Origin of the sequence: Chitinophaga sp. OAE865 (assembly GCF_040546735.1) — a bacterium.
Taxonomy (GTDB): Bacteria; Bacteroidota; Bacteroidia; order Chitinophagales; family Chitinophagaceae; genus Chitinophaga; species Chitinophaga polysaccharea_A.
Window position 1 is genome coordinate 6,685,247 of record NZ_JBEPOF010000001.1, and the last position, 18,389, is coordinate 6,703,635.

12 protein-coding genes, 1 tRNA gene and 1 pseudogene are annotated in these 18,389 nt (G+C 46.5%); 9 read left to right on the top strand and 5 right to left on the bottom strand.

The features are described from left to right. Positions 1 to 49: 49 nt before the first annotated feature. Together ABIE50_RS26720 and proA are read right to left on the bottom strand one after the other, a co-directional pair. Positions 50 to 2,443, bottom strand: coding sequence for an ABC transporter permease (locus ABIE50_RS26720; protein ID WP_209865754.1), 2,394 nt, complete (start codon positions 2,441 to 2,443; stop codon positions 50 to 52). A gap of 156 nt (positions 2,444 to 2,599) precedes the next feature. Continuing rightward, positions 2,600 to 7,231, bottom strand: coding sequence for an anti-phage protein ProA (gene proA / locus ABIE50_RS26725; protein ID WP_209865757.1), 4,632 nt, complete (start codon positions 7,229 to 7,231; stop codon positions 2,600 to 2,602). A gap of 189 nt (positions 7,232 to 7,420) precedes the next feature. Between proA and ABIE50_RS26730 the strand changes: the two genes are divergently transcribed. The 3 genes from ABIE50_RS26730 to ABIE50_RS26740 all read left to right on the top strand — a co-directional run bounded on the left by ABIE50_RS26730 (position 7,421) and on the right by ABIE50_RS26740 (position 8,707). Further along, positions 7,421 to 7,834, top strand: coding sequence for an SPFH domain-containing protein (locus ABIE50_RS26730; protein WP_142687658.1), 414 nt, complete (start codon positions 7,421 to 7,423; stop codon positions 7,832 to 7,834). A gap of 210 nt (positions 7,835 to 8,044) precedes the next feature. Then, positions 8,045 to 8,503, top strand: a complete 459-nt coding sequence (locus ABIE50_RS26735) for a DUF6934 family protein (RefSeq protein ID WP_209865760.1) — start codon at positions 8,045 to 8,047, stop codon at positions 8,501 to 8,503. 33 nt (positions 8,504 to 8,536) lie between these two features. Continuing rightward, positions 8,537 to 8,707 carry a hypothetical protein gene (locus tag ABIE50_RS26740; protein WP_354028307.1) on the top strand — a complete coding sequence of 57 codons (171 nt, stop codon included), beginning with the start codon at positions 8,537 to 8,539 and terminating at the stop codon, positions 8,705 to 8,707. Positions 8,708 to 8,811: 104 nt separating this feature from the next. Here the strand turns inward: ABIE50_RS26740 and ABIE50_RS26745 are convergent. Next, a pseudogene (locus tag ABIE50_RS26745) lies at positions 8,812 to 9,177 on the bottom strand (DUF262 domain-containing protein); the annotation flags it as partial. A gap of 269 nt (positions 9,178 to 9,446) precedes the next feature. Continuing rightward, a tRNA-Arg gene (locus ABIE50_RS26750) sits at positions 9,447 to 9,520 on the bottom strand. Positions 9,521 to 9,633: 113 nt separating this feature from the next. On the opposite strand from ABIE50_RS26750, the gene ung reads away from it, so the two are divergent. Further along, the gene (ung, locus tag ABIE50_RS26755) at positions 9,634 to 10,305 is read left to right on the top strand and encodes a uracil-DNA glycosylase (RefSeq protein WP_142687653.1); all 672 of its coding nucleotides are present in this window, start codon (positions 9,634 to 9,636) and stop codon (positions 10,303 to 10,305) included. Positions 10,306 to 10,316: 11 nt separating this feature from the next. Continuing rightward, the gene (locus ABIE50_RS26760; RefSeq protein ID WP_209865765.1) at positions 10,317 to 11,060 is read left to right on the top strand and encodes a lysophospholipid acyltransferase family protein; all 744 of its coding nucleotides are present in this window, start codon (positions 10,317 to 10,319) and stop codon (positions 11,058 to 11,060) included. A gap of 43 nt (positions 11,061 to 11,103) precedes the next feature. Here the strand turns inward: ABIE50_RS26760 and ABIE50_RS26765 are convergent, their stop codons facing one another. Further along, positions 11,104 to 13,878, bottom strand: a complete 2,775-nt coding sequence (locus ABIE50_RS26765; protein WP_209865768.1) for a putative LPS assembly protein LptD — start codon at positions 13,876 to 13,878, stop codon at positions 11,104 to 11,106. A 182-nt stretch (positions 13,879 to 14,060) separates the two neighbouring features. On the opposite strand from ABIE50_RS26765, the gene ABIE50_RS26770 reads away from it, so the two are divergent. The 4 genes from ABIE50_RS26770 (at position 14,061) to ABIE50_RS26785 (ending at position 18,300) form a co-directional block, all read left to right on the top strand. Beyond that, positions 14,061 to 15,293, top strand: a complete 1,233-nt coding sequence (locus ABIE50_RS26770) for an N-acetylmuramoyl-L-alanine amidase family protein (RefSeq protein ID WP_209865770.1) — start codon at positions 14,061 to 14,063, stop codon at positions 15,291 to 15,293. Between the two features lie 115 nt (positions 15,294 to 15,408). Continuing rightward, the gene (locus ABIE50_RS26775) at positions 15,409 to 16,407 is read left to right on the top strand and encodes an MlaD family protein (protein WP_209865773.1); all 999 of its coding nucleotides are present in this window, start codon (positions 15,409 to 15,411) and stop codon (positions 16,405 to 16,407) included. An 8-nt stretch (positions 16,408 to 16,415) separates the two neighbouring features. Then, positions 16,416 to 16,655, top strand: a complete 240-nt coding sequence (locus tag ABIE50_RS26780) for a hypothetical protein (RefSeq protein WP_354028195.1) — start codon at positions 16,416 to 16,418, stop codon at positions 16,653 to 16,655. A 10-nt stretch (positions 16,656 to 16,665) separates the two neighbouring features. Continuing rightward, positions 16,666 to 18,300 (top strand): OstA-like protein, encoded by a 1,635-nt coding sequence (locus ABIE50_RS26785; protein ID WP_354028298.1) that lies wholly within the window; start codon positions 16,666 to 16,668, stop codon positions 18,298 to 18,300. Positions 18,301 to 18,389 lie beyond the last annotated feature (89 nt).

Consider the following 18,389-nt stretch of genomic DNA (forward strand, 5'->3'; position numbering starts at 1 on the left):
GCAGGAATGCAAACAGGGGCAGACCATACTTTTAGGTCTGCCCCTGTTTTTATTCAGCCCTTAAACTCTTCACTGGATTGGCCAGCGCTGCTTTCATTGCATGAAAACTTACAGTGGCCAGTGCTATTACTACCACAGCGCCGCCGGTAAGCACAAACACCCAGATGCTGATGCCCGCGTGATAGGCAAAGTTATTCAGCCACCGGTCCATGATCCACCAGGTAACAGGGAACGCCACTACTGCAGCGATGAGCAACAACTGCAGGAAATCTTTCGACAATAATTTCACAATATTACCGGTACTGGCACCCAGCGTTTTGCGCACACCTATTTCTTTTGTCCGCTGTACAGCAGTGAAAGCAGCCAGGCCAAAGAGCCCCAGGCAGGCAATGAACAATGCCAGCACAGCAAACAACATAAATATGGTTTCCTGTTTCTGCTCTCCGGCATATTGTTTCGCAAAATTCTGGTCTATGAAACTATAATCGAACTGATGGCCCGGATCAAAGGAATGGAATACCTTTTCGATATAGGCAACGGTAGCAGGAATATTGGTCTTGCTCACTTTTACATATATATTGTCCTCCATACTGGGGAAAGGAGGCATTTCCAGTACCAGCGGCGCTATTTTATGCTGCAGGGAATAGATATGAAAGTCTTTCATAACGCCTATGACTACACGCTCAGCGCGGTTGCCTTCCTGGTCTATTTTGAACTGTACGCGCTTTCCGATCGGATTGTCCCAGTTCAGTGTTTTGGCAAGTGTTTCATTGATCAGTACTGCATGGTGCATATCGGACTCACCGGTATCTGAAAAATTACGACCGCTTTGCAGGGTAATACCCAGTGTTTTCAGGTAATCCGCATCTACCATATAGTTCTGCGCAATAACAGAAGCCTCGGAAATACTACCGTTCTGCTCAAAGAAAAAGCCATGGCCGCCAATGTTGTTCCGGCCAATGGGGTTGCTGGCTGCAGCTACCTGCTGTACCTGCGGATTGCGCAACAACTGTTCTTTCAGCACCGGGATCTTATTCCGCATCTGTTGATCCGGTAAGTGAAAAGACAATACCTGGTCTTTATTGAAGCCGAGATTCTTATGCATCATGTACTGCAGCTGGTCATATGCTACCATGGTGCTGCCCGTTAAAATAATGGCTATCACAAACTGGAAAGTAACCAGTCCTTTGCGGAAACCAGCATGGCCGCTGTTGCCCAGCTTACCTTTCAGGGAATTGATCACCTTAAAGCCAGACATAAATACCGCCGGGTAAACTCCTGCCAGCAATCCCGTTAATAAAGCCAGCAATAACATCACCACGATGGTCTTTAACACGCCGAACTGCCACAGCTGCACCTGCGACCCGGTAAAGCTATTGAACCAGGGCAGTAATAAGGCTACCAGCCCCATTGCCGTAAGCGCTGCAAAAAAAGTAAGCAGCATGGATTCTGTCAGGAACAGGCGTGCAATTTCCTCCCTGCCTGATCCCATACTTTTCCTTACGCCTACTTCCCGTATACGTGCGCTGGCACGGGCGGTGGCAAGGTTCATATAGTTAATACAGGCAATCAGCAATGTGAGCAAACCAATGCAAAGGAAAATATAGATGTACAGGATATTTCCATTGGCCGATATTTCATAATCGAGATGCGAATGCAGGTGAATATCTTCTACAGGCTGTAATTCCATTTTATAGGTCACCTCTCCCATGCGTGGCTTTATATAACGTTCAAAGAACGCCGGCAGCTTGCTTTCCAGCGCTTTGGCATCTGCGCCGTCCCGGAGTAACAGGTAAGTATATACGTCGAAATTCTGCCAGCCGTTGGCATTATAATCAGGAGGCATTACTCTCAGTGCGCTGAAAGAAAAATGCGAGTTAGACGGAACATCTTCCATTACAGCGCTCACGGTATAAGCGGTGCTGTCGTCCGTAAGAATAGTCTTTCCTACTGCTTCTTCAGGGCCGCCAATAAGTTTTTGGGCGAGGCTGCGTGTAAGCACCAGTGAATTAGGCTGGGCCAGGGCAGCAGCAGCATCTCCTGCCGCGATCGGGAAATTGAACACCTCAAAAAAGGTGGTGTCTACGAAAAACATGTCCCCTACTTCCAGTTTCTTTTGTCCGTATTTCAATGCGGCGCCGCCGTCTGCTTCTACCCTGGTGATCTGCTCTATTTCAGGGTAATCTTTTTTCAATACTGCGGCAAAGGGTGCGGAGGTGGAGGCCAGGTGCAGGTTGCCGCCGGACCATGTGGCATGGTTAACGGCCCTGTATATACGATTTGCCTGCGGGTAAAAATTATCATAACTGGTTTCCCGTTGTACGTAAAGCAGCAGCAGCCAGCAAGCTGCCATGCCTATAGAGAGCCCGGCTATATTGATCAGGGAATAATACTTGAACCTTACCAGGTTACGCCATGCTATCAGGAGATGATTTCGAAACATCGGGAGAAATTTTTTAAGTTGATGACTATCTCACACTTTCTCTTCTCCACACATGAAAAGCAAAAACATGCCATCCAGGGCGTATATTATATACCAGCATCAAACGCATATCAACAAATCACATATGTCCGGTTTCAGTACATTACCTGTACGGTATCACACCTTCAGCAGTTCTCCTTCCTGCTGCACCAGGTTATTGGCTATACTGATATCAATAGCTTTGAGGATCTCTTCTTTTATTTCTTCAGTAACACGGCTGTAGCCAAACATCCTGGCAATGAAAGGTACTGCATCTTCCTTTTGGATAGCTACGGCATCTTTCACTACTTTTTCCAGTGCCACACCTATTTCTTCTACTGCGATATAGCTGATCTTCCTGGCGGAAGCCGGCAGCTGGCTGCGGTTACGCACTACTGGTGTTGGCAAAGAAGTATGCCAGAGGAATTGTCCTTTGATCTTTATCCGCTTGCCTGCATCAGAATGGCGTACTGCATGACGCAGTATTTCACGGATGCGGGGCCCTACCCTGGTAATGCCTGCCGCTTCTACCATACGCCGCGCCAGCTCATCAAAATGCACGGGGCTTTCCACGGTAACTACCTGTTCTATCCAGTTGCATAATTTACCGATCGGGGAAAGATGGAATTCCTGCTCCCTGATTTCATCGGGCAGCACTGCCATTTCATAATCGGGTACTTCCTCTTCTGTTTCAGGCACTGCTTCCCTGGTTAATATTGCTGCTGCTTCTTTTTCTACATCTGCAGCCACCTGATCGTCGATAGCCACCGCTGCTTTTGCTTTTTCAATGGCCGCCACCAGGCGGTTCAGCTCCCGTTCAGGGTTGCGGAACCAGTCGGTGCTCCATACCCGGTGAATTTTCCACCCGATAGCTTCCAGCACCTGCTGCCGCAAACGATCACGGTCGCGGGCAGAGCGGGCGGAATGATAAGCCGCACCATCGCACTCTATCCCCAATATATAACGACCCGGATTTTCTGCATCTACAATAGCCAGGTCAATATAGAATCCCTTTGACCCTACCTGTTTACGGACGGTATAACCGAGGGCCTCCAGCTTTGCCGCTACATTTTCTTCAAAGGGGCTGTCGGCAGGAAGGTCTGTTTCCTCTGTCATATAAAGCTTTCCGTGCTGTGCGAAATACAGGAAGTTCTTCAGTGATTGTATGCCATAGCTTTTTGTCCTGTTCACATCAATATCATCGGCAGTGATATTGGTAAATACTTCACAACGCATTTTTGCCCGGGTGATCAGTACATTGAGCCTTCTTTCACCACCTTCGTTATTCAGCGGGCCAAAAGACATGGCCACATAGCCTTCCTCCGTGCGACCGTAACCGATAGATATAAAGATCACATCTCTTTCATCTCCCTGTACGTTTTCCAGGTTCTTTACAAAGAAAGGCTCGTCCTGGTGCGCTATGAAATACGATTCCAGTTCCGGCGATTTGCGGCGGCGCAATTCCAGCGCATCGCTGATCGCCTGCCGTTGCGAGGTACTGAAAGCTACTACACCCAGGCTGAGTTCCGGATGCCTGCGGGCGTGCTCCATCACCGCATCAGCCACTATCTCCGCTTCCTTTGGATTGGTACGGGTTTTACCACGATCATATGCGGTATCTTTCAAATGATGAAATACCAGTCCTTTCCGTTCTTTATTACCAGGGCTAGGGAAGATCACCAGTTTATTATCATAAAATTCATGATTCGATAAAGTGATCAGCGATTCATGCCTGCTCCTGTAATGCCAGCGCAGCATACGTTGCGGCGCGCCCTGTGCATCACATAAGCCCAGTATGCTCTGCATATCTGCGGTTACATTTTCTTCATCATCTGTTTCACGGGTAAGGGAATCGAAGAAACTGGTAGGCGGTAACTGTTTGTTATCTCCCACTACCACCAGCTGCCTGCCACGCAATATAGCTCCCAAAGCCTCTACAGGCTTTACCTGGCTGGCTTCGTCAAAAATTACGAGATCAAACTCCAGTGTAGCGGGCGGTAGAAAGTTGGCAATAGATAAAGGGCTCATCATAAACACCGGCTTAATGGCCTGTATTGCCAGTCCCGCTTCCTGCATCAGTTTGCGGATAGGCATATGCCGCGCCTTTTTATTAAACTCTGTGCGCAGGATATTTACCTGTCCGCCTGCATCTACCCTCGGCATTTGTTCCCAATGCTGCAAGGCAGCGCGGGCGCGGTTATACTGAAGATTCAGCAGGTCCAGTTTCCGGAACTGCTCCACTATTTCCTCATGGCCTGCACGTTCAAACTTACGCAGTGCCGGCTGCGACTTCACCGCTGTTTCCACCAGGTACTCATACCATGTTTTCTCCAGCGCTGTTCTCAGTAACCTGGCGCCTCCTTCCCATTCCTGTACCGGTGTAAGCAGGCATCCAAGCTGTTCCTGTATAGCCGTTTCCGTTATATTGTTCCATGCAATAAGATGATGTATCTCCGGCAGTTTATCGCTCCATGTCTGCAATTGCCATTGCTGTGCATCCAGCTGCACAGGGAACTGGCCCGCAGGCATTTCCAACCGGTTAAGCACAGCACTGTTGCGTTGCTGCTGCTCCTGTAACTGCCGGGTGAGCTGCTGCTGATCCGCAAGGGCTTCCGCTGCATTCCGGTTATTATGCAGCCATGCCACTACCTGCGGAGGGCAGGTACCTGCCGAAACGCGTGTATGCAGTTCCGTTATATACCCCGTGGCTTCCTGCAATGCCTGCCAGTCAGTATGCGACTTCTGCCACCTGCTGCCAAACAACTCACGGCCCAGGGCGGCATGTTCCTTTAAAAGTGTGTCATGTCGCCTGAACTCCATGATCGCATCCACATATTGCAGTTTATCTTCCTTATCGCGTGGCAGCTCCTGTTTACATAACGCTGCCAGCTGCCGGTTACTTCTTTTATAAGCGCCTATGAGGAACTTGTACCACTTATGACCATGTACCAGCAGGTTCTCCCTGATCTCCATTACATTCTGCTCCCAGGCTTCAGGAATAAAGACCTCCTGGTACTGCTCCTGCACAGCGGTAGCCGCTGCACCTGCAGCCAGCCATTCCGTGATGTCCTGTTTTTGCAGCAGCCAGGCCTTATTGGCTACATCTATATCGCGCAGATCGGGTTGTTGGGCCAGCAATGCACAGATATCAATAAGCATATGTACAGCGGTAATATCTTTGGGAGATGGAATACGCATCTTTCCTGCGATAGCGGAAGTTGTTTGCATCAATGCTTCCTGTGCCGTTAATGCCTCCCTGAGCAATTGCGTAAACGCAGCCTGTTCATGCGGCAACAGTACAGTAAGCCGGCTGCCACGAAAGGCAAGGTTGGCTGGTACGCCTGTTTCCTGCAGGCATGCCTGTATCCTCAATGCCATGGCAGTGGCCTTGTTCATAGCAGCGGCATCCCATTGTGTGATATCCGGTATTTGTATAGCGGGTAATGTAATGCCTGTGGTTTCTTCGTTTAACCGTAACAGGTAGCCTATTACCTGGTGGGCGGTTAAACCGCTTTTTTCTATCGCCCCGTTTATAGCAAGACAATAATCATTCAGTTCTTTTTTGTAATTATCCAGGAGCAGCACTTCTTCCTGCAACTTACGGATAGACGGCCGCCCCAGTTCCAGCACCTTTCTCAGCTCCTGGTGCAGTTCTTTTTTATTGGCTTTATGACTATGGAGCTCCAGGCAGGCTTCCCCCAGCTGTATGTTATCCAGCCGGCGTTTCACCACTTCCAGCGCCGCCATCTTTTCCGCCACGAACAATACCTTTTTCCCCCGCCCGATAGCATCAGCAATGATGTTGGTAATAGTCTGTGATTTACCTGTTCCGGGGGGGCCCTGAATCACCAGGTTACGGCCCTCCTGCACGCTCAGCATTGCCATGATCTGGGAGCTGTCTGCATCCACAACCTGGAACAGTTCATGCGCATTGGTTTCATTGTCGATGAACACATCGTCCTCCAGTTGTGGAGCAGTATCCGAAAAGCCGCCGCCAAAAAGGCTTTGAATAATAGGATGCGTTAGTATATCGTCTTCCTGCCGCCATTTGGAGGCGTCCAGGTCGTTATAGATCAGGAATTTGCCAAAAGAGAAAAAGCCCAGCTCCACTGCATCGGGGGCTACTTTCCACCCCGGGATGGGTTCTACTGCCGCAGCCACTTCTGCCAGGTAGGCGTTCACGTCAAAATCTTCTGTATCAGGAAGGTCCGGGATATCAATATTAAAATCCGCCTTCATTTTCGCCTGCAGTGAAATATTGGCGGCTACTTCTTCCAGGGAGTATTTCACCCGGAAACGTTCCCTTGCACTGGAGCGGTCCAGCAGCACCGGCACCATGATCAGCGGTGCAAAACGCGCTTCTTCACTACCGGCGGCTTCGTACCATTGCAGCATCCCCAGGGAAATGTAAAGGATGTTCACCCCTTGTTCTTCCATGCTCATCCGTGCTGCATAATAGGTATTCAGCAGCCGGGAATGCAGGGTTACCTGGGTTTCGTTGGTTTGTAAACGGGTATCGGTCAGTGCGTCTTTGGACACGGGTTCATTATACTGTACTGTTTCTTCTTCCTGTTTCTTTTCGGGGCGGCCGAGAAATGACATGGTTTTACCTTCCCGCACCAGTATGTCATAAATGGCAGCAGATTGTTCTTCTACTATATGTAAACCTTTGCCGGCCGGCAACTTGTAATTCAACAATGGATTTCTGAGGCCCAAATCCAGTAATTCCTTCCGGGAGGATTCCAGCCTGGTTAATATGGATGCGATCATAATTGGCAAAATAAAACGCTACAAATATAATTTTAATAAACGGTGAAGAAGGTGAAGAAGTATACAAACGTGGAAAATCCTGTTTACCGGGATATGCGTTACCGTGAAAACGCCTGTCTGTATATGATTATATGCCTATATTTGAGACTGAACCCAAACCCCGTTCTGCGGTGCAGAACATATACCCATATGAATACGAGATCAATTATTTCACTCTCCACCTTTGTTCTTTTAGTATTGACTGGCCTGATTATACTTGGATTATGGGGCTGCCCCCAGTACAAAGTGTACTCACAGCGCATGGAAGGGGAAGCGCTGCTGGCGCATGCGCAGGCGTCTAAAGAAGTGGCCGTGGCGGAAGCCCGCGCCAAAATGGAAAGTGCCGCCATGCTCGCCGCCGCAGATACCATCCGCGCACATGGTGTGGCCCGTTCCAACCAGATCATCGGCGAATCGCTGCGCAACAATGAAGCCTACCTGCATTGGTTGTGGATCGATAATATCGAGAAAAATCCACAGGCGGTGATTTATGTGCCTACAGAAGCGAATTTGCCTATACTGGAGGCTGGGAGAAGGCCGTGGGCGAAGGATACGGCGAGGTAGTGCATATCAAAGCAAGGATGAGATCCTTGCTTTGATTCATTATTAGTGTTCATCCGCTTATACAAAAACATGGCAACATAAGCGGCGATAAAAAGAAAAAGTTGCGTAGTCTATTTTCGATTCCTGACCACTATTATTCGCTTTTTTTTACTGGTAAACAATAGCTGCATCGCAATTAGATTTATATTGCGTCCTATCAAAAATCCAGGGATGAATCTTGACAAATATGATTGTTTTACAGATACAGCATATGCCAGTTTCTCTTTTGACAGTATTGGCCCCAATGGCACAATAAAAAAAATTGTGAACTACCAACCAATCCCTGATGCTGTGTGGCCCGATGGCAGGCAGGTTATTAATTTAGGATTTGGAGATTGGAATGAGGAAGAACAAAAAGTAGATGACTCGACGGGTTCTAACAACCAGGATAGGGATAAAGTTCTTGCAACAGTTGCTTGTACAATAATCTCTTATTGTGATAAGCACGGAAATCTACCAATCTTCGCTCAAGGGAGCTCCCCTGCCAGAACCAGGCTTTATCAAATGGGAATTAACGCACATCTGGTGGAAGTAGAAAAATTGTTCATTGTATATGGGCTTTTTAATGGCGTGTGGAAAACATTTGAACCAGGCTTCAATTATGACGCATTTCTGGTTGTTAAAAAATAATGTTAACTTTACCTGGGTTAAAATAGGAGTTTTATGTTTTCTAAATTTTTAAAGAAGAAAAAAGAAAAAGCTCTCAAAAGGGGAAGTGCTAAAGTCCGCAAGTCAATGAAGGATTATAGCAATGAGGATTTTTTTGTAAAAAAAGTTGAAGCAGCGAAAGAGGTGTTAGGTAAATGGGGGCTTCCCAATGAGTTGTCTAAATAATAGATTAAGCTTATAAAATAATGAGAGTGTCTCACATTTCGAGTTACCCTTATTATTTTTAGAAAACAGGCTATAAATAAAGATTTGAAGATAGTAAGTTGTTTCTCCCAGCTAAACTCTATGATCCTAAGCTTGGTATCCCAAAATAAATCCTGTAAATCTTGTCCAAGGTCCTTAAATCCTCTATTGGCTATTCGAATATTCTCTAGTTTTTGTAATCCATTTTTCTTAAGTTTGAAATCCCCATTAATAAAACGTAATATCGTCTCATATCTCTGCCTTCCATCTACAACTTCCACACTTTTCAAATTACGGTAATAAATTAATGGAGGTATCTCTGTACCTATCAAAATACTTTCGATAAAGTACGTTGCTTTTTCATCATCCCAAACATAGTTCCGTTGATAGAATGGTTTGTAGTTAGTATTATTAACCCGGTCAGGATTATTAAATAGGCTCTCGATTGACATAACCGTGGGTTCAATCTTAATTCTATTCTCAAATATCTCTCTTATTCCACCATCGTTCTATGAAGTTTTATTAAACAGCTAATAGATACTTTAAAATACTACAAATATGGCATTAAACGTACTTCACCTCTTTTTATCCTATCCCCCAACTTTTCAACTTGATCCCTTTTCTTTTAAGGTAAATGAAAGACAATAGCCATTGATAATGGTTCATTTAACACTCTAAACAAAAAGAGGAAAACCGCTTTCGCAATTTTCCTCTTCTTTCGTGTCCCGGATTGGATTCGAACCAATGGCCTACTGCTTAGAAGGCAGTTGCTCTATCCAGCTGAGCTACCGAGACTTATCTTTAAATGTGAAATAAAATGTTATATTTATCTCGCATTTTGGGAGTGCAAATTTATGCAAAAAACTCCCAATAAATCAAATTTAATTTATTTTTCTTTAAATACCATTATGGACGTACAAATAGAATCAAGCTGGAAGGAAGCGCTGAAAGATGAATTTCACAAGTCTTATTTCGATCAGATCGTAATGTTCCTTAAACATGAGAAAGCACTGGGTAAAGTGATCTATCCCGCCGGCAACCTGATCTTTAATGCTTTTGAAAAAACGCCGATAGATAAAGTAAAAGTAGTGATACTAGGCCAGGACCCTTACCACGGCCCGGGACAGGCGCATGGGCTCAGCTTTTCCGTGCCTGATGGCGTAAAGCCACCTCCTTCACTGGTGAATATTTACAAGGAAATGAAAACAGACCTTGGCCTGGAAATACCCACCAGCGGCAATCTTACCAAATGGGCAGAAAACGGCGTAATGTTGTTGAACGCCTTTCTTACCGTAAGAGCAGGAGAGCCTGCCTCACACAGCAAAATAGGATGGGGCGATTTTACAGATGCGGTGATCCGCAAAATTTCCGATCTGCGCAGTGATGTCGTATTCCTGCTCTGGGGCCGCTTCGCGCAGGATAAACAATACCTGATAGACGCAACAAAACATCATATACTGCAGGCCGCACATCCCTCTCCTTTCAGCGCAGATAAAGGCTTTTTTGGATGCAGGCATTTTTCACGGACCAATGAAATACTCGGAAAAGCAGGCATAGCACCGGTAGACTGGAGACTGTAAAAACCAAGCCTATGTTTAAAAATATCTTCGGCAGAATATTCGCAGCATGGATGCTGGTGATGTTTGCGCTCACGATGCTGGTAATATTCATTCCCGTATGGATCATTTCTTATATGCCGGAACCACGGAGAACAAAGGGATTTCTTTTCTTCGGAAGATTATGGATGAAGGTATATATGCCGCTGATCGGCTGCCCTGTACGAAAAAAAGGGCTGGAACATTTTGCGCCCGGTCAAACCTATGTTGTAGTATGTAATCACAATTCACTGATCGATGTTCCGGTAACTTCTGCAGAAATTCCAGGTATCAATAAAACACTTGCTAAAGCATCGCTTGCCAAAGTACCCCTGTTTGGAGTGTTGTACCGCATAGGTGGTATCCTGGTAGACCGCAGCAGTGAAGCCAGCCGCAAACAAAGCGTTGTAGAAATGAAAAAAGCGCTCAGCCTGGGCATACACATCCTGTTGTATCCTGAAGGCACGCGCAACCGTACAGATCAGCCTTTAAAGAATTTTTACGACGGCGCCTTTGCGCTGGCTATCGACACACAAACACCGCTGATGCCATCACTGCTCTTTCACACAAAAAAAATATTACCTGTAGGAAAGAAATTCTTTGCATGGCCTCATCGTATCGATTATCATTTCCTGCCTCCATTACCAACTGCGGGAATGACAAGAGATGACCTTCCCGCGTTCAAAGAAAAAGTATTCCGCCTGATGTGGGATTATTACCGGGATAACAATATAAAATAATGCAAACTTAAAGGGGGATGGCCAATAGCCATCCCCCTTTAAGTTAAAGATCCTGGAACTGTCTCGATCGGTTTATCCGCAGATCACGCAAAATACCCGCCTTCGGGTTAATGGTGATACTAAACTGCCTGAACGTACCAAACGGAATAAGGTTAATGGACATCTGCCAGCAGTGCAGATCCCGTGAGATGTACATATTTGTATAGGCGATCTGCATATTGGTGAAATCAAAACCACTGTTCAACCCTATCTTCCATTTAGGCGTAAGACTGAAATCGCCATTAAAGCTTACATATTGGGTAATACGCTTTACTACACCGCCGGAATCCGGTATAATAGTATTGGTATAAGACAAGCTATAGGAAAGATCCACCCGCCACGGGATATCAAAATCCACGTATTCGCCGGGATTGTTGCGTACCATCTGCAGCTGCCGCTGTTGTGCAGCAAAAGCGGCGTCTGCGTTCTGCGCATTCTCCAGGGAATCTATCTTCTGTTCCTTCTGCTGGCTCTTTTTATCCTTCGACTGGAAGGAGGTGCTCATGGAAATACTGGCGTTGGTGAGGCGGCCCAGGCTGATCTTGCCCTGTTGCCACACGTATTTATCGAGGCGGCGGCCGCGGGCATCCACCTGGTATGGATCAATGTTCCCGCTGGCAGAGATATTCAGTTTGTCGAACAGGTTGGTACGGGCGTACAGGTTGAAGGTCGACAGCTTAAAGGAATCGGCCACCAGGTTGTAACTACCGGTGATCCCGAAACCATCCAGCAGCTTTATTTTCTTTTCATGGTTTCCCGTGGTATCTTTCTTCGAAAACACTTTCATCTCCAGGTTATTATCCAGCCCGAAGTTCAAACCTCCAAATGCCCCCGGAGACGGTACCCCGATGATGGCACCATCAAAGTCGGATACCATTTGCTTGTCGCCCGCAGCATTATACTGCAGCTCATGGTAATATTTGCTGGACAGGTCCGGACGATAACTGGCGCTCAGCGTGGGTCGCATCACATGCCGGATCGCCTTTATCTTAGAGGTCTTTTTGAATGTGTACATACCGTATATAGCGGTCGATAACGACATGCTGGCACTGATATCACGTGCACTGTAAAAACCCGGAATATAAGTAGTGTCAATGGCGCCTGATGTGTCAAGCCCCGGGTTCCACTTGTTGGGATCCCATTTACGCACAAATTTCTTGGTGTACCAATACTCTGTATAGTTAATACCCGGCGATAAGGTAAAAGTTTTAAATACCGGGATGGAGAACGAGATCGGGATATTATGCTGCATGCCTGTTTGCATGGCATCGAACATGGCCTGCTTGCCAAACAGGGAATCCTTGAAATTAGCCTGGTTACGCAGGATGGTATTATAGGAAACACCTATTTTCTCATACCATTTTGGCGCGCCTACCATTTCCTTTGGCTGGAAAGGGTAAATGGTGTTCACCGTGAAGGTAGCGTCCGGAAAGGAGATAGACACATCGCGGGTACTGAGGTTCTGGGAGTGGTTCAAACCCATGGTAAGATTATAGGGTTTGCCCTGCCAGGTTTTGGAAAAGGTGATAGACGACCCGATGTTATTATTTACACGGGTATTGTAGTCGTACACATTGTATTTGTTATAGGAAGATGTTCCGAAATTCACTGCCGCACCAAAGTTCACACCGGGGCGGGCTTTACTGTCCATGCTATGGTTCCAGGTAACACGGAAGTCCTTGGAAGTAGCGAACTCCGATTTAACCGCAGGGTCGCCAAAGCGGGTATTGGCAAAGCTGAGGTTAAGCCCTCCGTTGTATTTATAGCGTTTCCGGTAGGTAGGGCTGGCAGTAAGGCTCCAGCTTCCGTAGGAATACACATCCCCCCGCATGGTGAGATCAAAATGATCGCCTAACCCGATATAGTAACCGCCGTTTTCCAGGCCAATACCTTTCTGCTGGTTCACCACATACTGTGGTGGAAGTATCCCCGAACGTTGCCCCTGGGTGATGGGGAATATGGCAAATGGTATATACAGCGGTGTGGGAATGCCTTCAATTTCCAGGTTAGCCGGTCCGGAGATCACCAGTTTATCCGGGATTACCTTTATTTTACGGGCTCTGAAGCTAAAGTGAGGTGTATCCAGGTTACAGGTGGTATACCCGTTCTTAAAGCCGAAAATGGTATTATCTGCCGCTTTTTTGGTCTGCTGGCTGTGAATGTAGCCTTCGCCATACTGGGAGCGGGTATTGTAGATCTTTGCTTTCTGGGAGGTAAAATTGTACTTGAGGGTGTCCGATTCAAAGCTTTGTCCCCCGTCGTTCATTACGGGGCCCCCGAATAGCTTGCCGGCAGTATCTTTAGCGTTGGTGGCTTCAAGAATACCGGTTTCCTGGTCGAAATTCATTTTTTCGGCAGAAAGATCAATCGTTTTGTATTTTGTGTTGGCAGTACCATATAAATAGAAGCGCTTATCAGGCACCATCAGGATAATGGAGTCTTTCGCTTTATAATTTACCGGTGCATCCAGCGTGTCTTTTGATATCTTTGGCACAAACAGGGTATCTACGGTTGCTTCCCCGGTGGTATCCACACCTTTGATTAATTGGGTGGAATCGGCAGAATCAGGGGAAATAGCAGCAGGTTTGGGTATTTTACCTGTATCTTTCCGGGCCGGCGGCGTGGTATCTGCCAAACTTTTGTTAAAATACGTATCAACTTGTGGCCTTGCGCCCGCAACTGCATCTATAATAAAGGGAATGGCGATGAACATACCGGCAAAAACCAGGTATGTATGCCGAAAAAACTTTTTATAATTATTTTTGTAGCTAGCGTTCATGTGTTATGGCGGCAAACCTACAAGATTTTATACAATTTATTACAAATGGTAACTTGTATTGTTTGTAATATAATATAATAAAAGCTGGCGGAAACTCGCGTGGAACAAGCGGATTATTAATTTAACAGATAAACTTATTTTTTTATTTTTTGTGAAAAACAGCACCCATTAAAATGAGAATCATGCGCTGGAACCGATTTTGGATTTTAGGACTGGGAACACTACTCACCTGTACCTTATTTATTCAGGCCAAAACAAATCCCGTTTCCGATAAACAGGACAAGCCAATACGAACGATTATAATTGATGCCGGCCACGGCGGTGAAGATCCCGGCGCCAAAGGCAGCTACTCTACCGAAAAACAGGTGACCCTTGAGGTAGCGCTGAAACTGGGAAAGATCCTCGAAGAAAATATGCCCGATGTAAAGGTAGTGTATACACGAAAAACAGACCGCTTCGACGATCCCCGTAAAAAAGCCCAGATCGCCAACGATAACAAAGGGGAACTTTTTGTATCCATCCACTGTAATTCTACCGGGAAAATCCGCAAGGTAACCGGTTACAAAACCGTTTACCGTAAGAAAGGGAAAAGGAAAATAGCCGTTAAACAGCCTATTTACGCCTACTACCCCAGCAATGCCAAAGGCACGGAAACGTATATATGGGCCACCAGTAAAAACAACGCGAAGATGGAGTCCCTGAAACAGAACTCCGTGATCGTGCTGGACGCCAACTCAGAAGAAACGAAACAGCTGATGGACGATACAGATCCTGAAACCTTCATCCTGCTGAATACACTGAGAAACGCCTACTTTGACCAGAGCCTCCGCCTTTCTACCCTCATTGAGGATGAATTTACACGGGTAGGACGTATCAGCCGCGGCGCAAGACAAAGAAATGAAAAAGGTATCTGGGTACTGTCTGCCACCGCAATGCCAAGCGTACTGGTGGAACTGGGTTTTATCAGCAATCCTGAAGAGGAAGATTACCTCAATTCCAATAACGGGCAGCAGGAACTGGCCAATTGTATCTATAAAGCCATCAAGCGTTACCGTGATGAACTCGACAGGTTTACCACAAACCGTAATACCCAGCCTTCTACTACCAGGGTATCAGTCAAAGGCGGTAACAATACCAGCGCATACCTGAACAGCGGCAATGGCAGCAGCAAGCAGGCGCCCTTATCAGCCAGCAGCTATTGCGTGCAACTCATGATCACAGATAAATTCTATAAACCGGGAGCTTCCATTTTCAGGAAGCTCCACGGTGACGTTAACCGCCAACCGGTGGTGATGAATAAAAAAAAACTCAACAAATATATCCTGGGGCGGTTTAAAACCGACCAACAAGCCTCCGGCGCCATGCGCAAAGCCCGCAAACTGGGCTTTAAAGACGCTTTCGTAACCGCCTGCTAATCACCACTGCCTCCCCCTTACCCCTCCCCTTTCCTCTTTTTATTACTAACATTTTCGTACGATCACTTCCCGTGCATGCTTTTTGATTATTTTTGCGTGAACGTATACGAATCTCATGCTCAAATTATCTAATGAAACCAAAGTAGGTGTATTAACTGTGCTGGGTATAACCTTACTTGTGCTGGGCTTTAATTTATTGAAAGGAAAAAGCCTGTTTTCACATAATAAAACCATTTATGCCGTTTATCACCAGGTAAATGGTTTACAGCCAGCCAATGCAGTACAGGTAAATGGCCTGGTGGTAGGTAATGTTGCTAACCTGGAGGTAATGGACAGAGATGCTTCCCGTATCCTGGTAGCCATCACTATCACCAAAAAAATAGAAATCCCCCGTAATTCCGTGGCCCGTATCAGCAGCGACCTGCTGGGTACCAAAACAGTACAGCTGGACCTGGGTAACGCCAGCGAATATCTGAAAAGCGGCGATACCATCTACGCTGCCGTAGATGGCTCTATGACCGATGCCCTGAAAGAACAGCTTAACCCGCTGGTAAAAAAACTGGAAGGTACCCTGTCTAATATCGACTCCGTACTGATGTCGGTAAACGCTATACTCGATACCACCGCAAAAGGAAACCTCCAGGATGCTATCCGCAACCTGAATACCACCATGCGCAACTTTACGCATACCTCCGCATCACTTAACAGTATGCTGGATCCCAACAACGGTAACATCCAGAAAACATTCAATAACCTGGCCGCCGTTACCGGCAACCTGAAAGATAATAACGCTAAAATTACCGGGATACTCGACAATGCCGAAAAAGCTACCGGCGCCCTGGCTAACGGCAACATCGATAAAACACTGCAGCAACTGCAGCAAACTGCCAACAGCCTTAACCAAACCATCAGTAAACTGAATACTACCGATGGTACCGCAGGTATGCTGCTGAACGACAAGAAAGTGTATAACAACCTTCAGTACTCCCTGGGTAACCTGAATAAGCTGCTGGAAGACCTGCGGGTGAATCCGAAACGCTATGTACACTTCTCCCTGTTTGGCAGAAAAGATAAAACGAAACCGTTACCTTCAGACACAGCAGCGGTACAATAATAGAATCAATGCATCGATATATAAAATCAGGGATCTTTCTGGCCGTCATCTGCCTGCTGGCAGTTACGGCCAGCGCCCAGTTTCCGGCACAACCTGCGCCGAAAACCGGGTCTGTAATTGAAATTATTCACGCCGATACACTGATCATGAATGAAAAAGATTCGATCAGTGTTACCCGCTTCATTGGTAACGCCATTTTTAAGCAGGGCACTACCCTGTTTAACTGCGACAGTGCCGTAAAAAAATAATAAAACCAATATTATCGACGCATACGGCCATATACATATTAACCAGGCCGACAGTATCCACATCTATGGTAATTACCTGAACTACGATGCCAATACCCGCATCGCCATCCTCAGGGAAGATGCAAAACTGACAGATGGTAAAGTGACCATCACCGGGCCGGAACTGCAATACGACATGAATGCCAAAATAGGCTCCTATGTTAAAACCGGGAAACTGGTAAACGGTAAAAGTGTGCTCACCAGCGATGAAGGCTACTATTACACCGATACCAAAGAAATGCATTTCATGCGGAACGTATTACTGGTAGATCCTGAATACACGCTCAGCACAGATGAACTCCTCTATAACACCGACACTAAAATAGCCACCATTGTAGCGCCTACCACTATCAACAATAACGATAAAAGCGTGATGTACGCCACCAGCGGCTATTATGATACGGAAAAAGGATACGGCAATTTCGGTAACCGCCCCACTATTGAAGACAGTACCGGCACTATCACCGCCGATAATATAGAAATGGATAAGCTCACCGGTATGGCCTACGCCACCGGTAACATGGTGTATAAGGATACCGCCCGCAAAATGTCGCTGCTGGCCAACAAAGGCATTGTAAACCAACGCGAAAAAACAGTCCTCGCCACCCAGAAGCCATTGCTTATCATGGAAAAAAATAAAGACACTATGTATATGGCAGCCGACACCCTGTTTTCAGGCGTGATCAGGCCAGACGACAGCCTGTCTATTCCTTCCGTGGCCGGGCTGAAACGCCTCCCGGAATCTCCCACCAAAAATCTCAGGTCACTGAAAAATATACGGCCTCCGGAGAAATTCACCGCCACTATATCGCCGGTCACACGGGGCGACTCCATCGCCCGGCGACAACAGGATAGTGTAGCCGCCAACGTTATGATGTTCATCGCCGACAGTACCCTCGCTCAAACCAGGCAAAAGCTGGACTCCGCGGTAAAGAACATAAAAGTGGCGCCCATACCCGATGTGGTGATGCATGATTCCCTGCCGGGTATTAAACATCATGCAGACAGTATGGCACTTTCTGCCCCTAAAGATACCAGTGAACAACGCTATATCCTTGCCTACCACCATGTAAAAATATTCTCAGATTCCCTGCAGGGTGTGGCAGACAGCGTATACTATACATCAAAAGACTCTGTATTCCGCTTCTATGGCAACCCCGTGCTGTGGTCCAACAATACCACACAGCTCAGCGGGGATACCATCCTTATGTTCACCAAAAACCAGACAGCAGATAAAATGCTGCTCAAAAACAACGGCTTTATTATCAATGAAGCCGGACCGGGTATGTTTAACCAGATCAAGGGCAATGTGATCACAGGCTATGTACTGGCGGAAACGCTCGACTGGATGCACGTGGAAGGAAATGCGGAAACCATTAATTATATCAAAGACAAGGCCGGGGCTTATATGAGCGTCAACAAGGCACAGTGCGCCATTATCAATATCTTTTTCAAAAAAGGGGAAGTAGATAAAGTAGTACTGATCAAAGACCCGGAAGGCACCGTTTACCCGTTTACACAACGTCCCAAAGACCAGCTGCTGCTGGAAAACTTTAAATGGGACATTAAACGGCAGCCCAAAACCAAATACGAGCTAATGCAATAATTTTCGTTGTGAGGATACCTGGAAATGGCTGCTTCACCGCAGCCATTTCCAATATAATATCTCCCGGAAATATTTTTTTACCAAAAAGA

What these genes read in the sequence shown, in the direction of transcription:
- ABIE50_RS26720 (WP_209865754.1), bottom strand. Translation starts at nt 2,443, where the DNA reads ATGTTTCGAAATCATCTCCTGATAGCATGGCGTAACCTGGTAAGGTTC.
- proA (WP_209865757.1), bottom strand. Translation starts at nt 7,231, where the DNA reads ATGATCGCATCCATATTAACCAGGCTGGAATCCTCCCGGAAGGAATTA.
- ABIE50_RS26730 (WP_142687658.1), top strand. Translation starts at nt 7,421, where the DNA reads ATGAATACGAGATCAATTATTTCACTCTCCACCTTTGTTCTTTTAGTA.
- ABIE50_RS26735 (WP_209865760.1), top strand. Translation starts at nt 8,045, where the DNA reads ATGAATCTTGACAAATATGATTGTTTTACAGATACAGCATATGCCAGT.
- ABIE50_RS26740 (WP_354028307.1), top strand. Translation starts at nt 8,537, where the DNA reads ATGTTTTCTAAATTTTTAAAGAAGAAAAAAGAAAAAGCTCTCAAAAGG.
- ung (WP_142687653.1), top strand. Translation starts at nt 9,634, where the DNA reads ATGGACGTACAAATAGAATCAAGCTGGAAGGAAGCGCTGAAAGATGAA.
- ABIE50_RS26760 (WP_209865765.1), top strand. Translation starts at nt 10,317, where the DNA reads ATGTTTAAAAATATCTTCGGCAGAATATTCGCAGCATGGATGCTGGTG.
- ABIE50_RS26765 (WP_209865768.1), bottom strand. Translation starts at nt 13,878, where the DNA reads ATGAACGCTAGCTACAAAAATAATTATAAAAAGTTTTTTCGGCATACA.
- ABIE50_RS26770 (WP_209865770.1), top strand. Translation starts at nt 14,061, where the DNA reads ATGCGCTGGAACCGATTTTGGATTTTAGGACTGGGAACACTACTCACC.
- ABIE50_RS26775 (WP_209865773.1), top strand. Translation starts at nt 15,409, where the DNA reads ATGCTCAAATTATCTAATGAAACCAAAGTAGGTGTATTAACTGTGCTG.
- ABIE50_RS26780 (WP_354028195.1), top strand. Translation starts at nt 16,416, where the DNA reads ATGCATCGATATATAAAATCAGGGATCTTTCTGGCCGTCATCTGCCTG.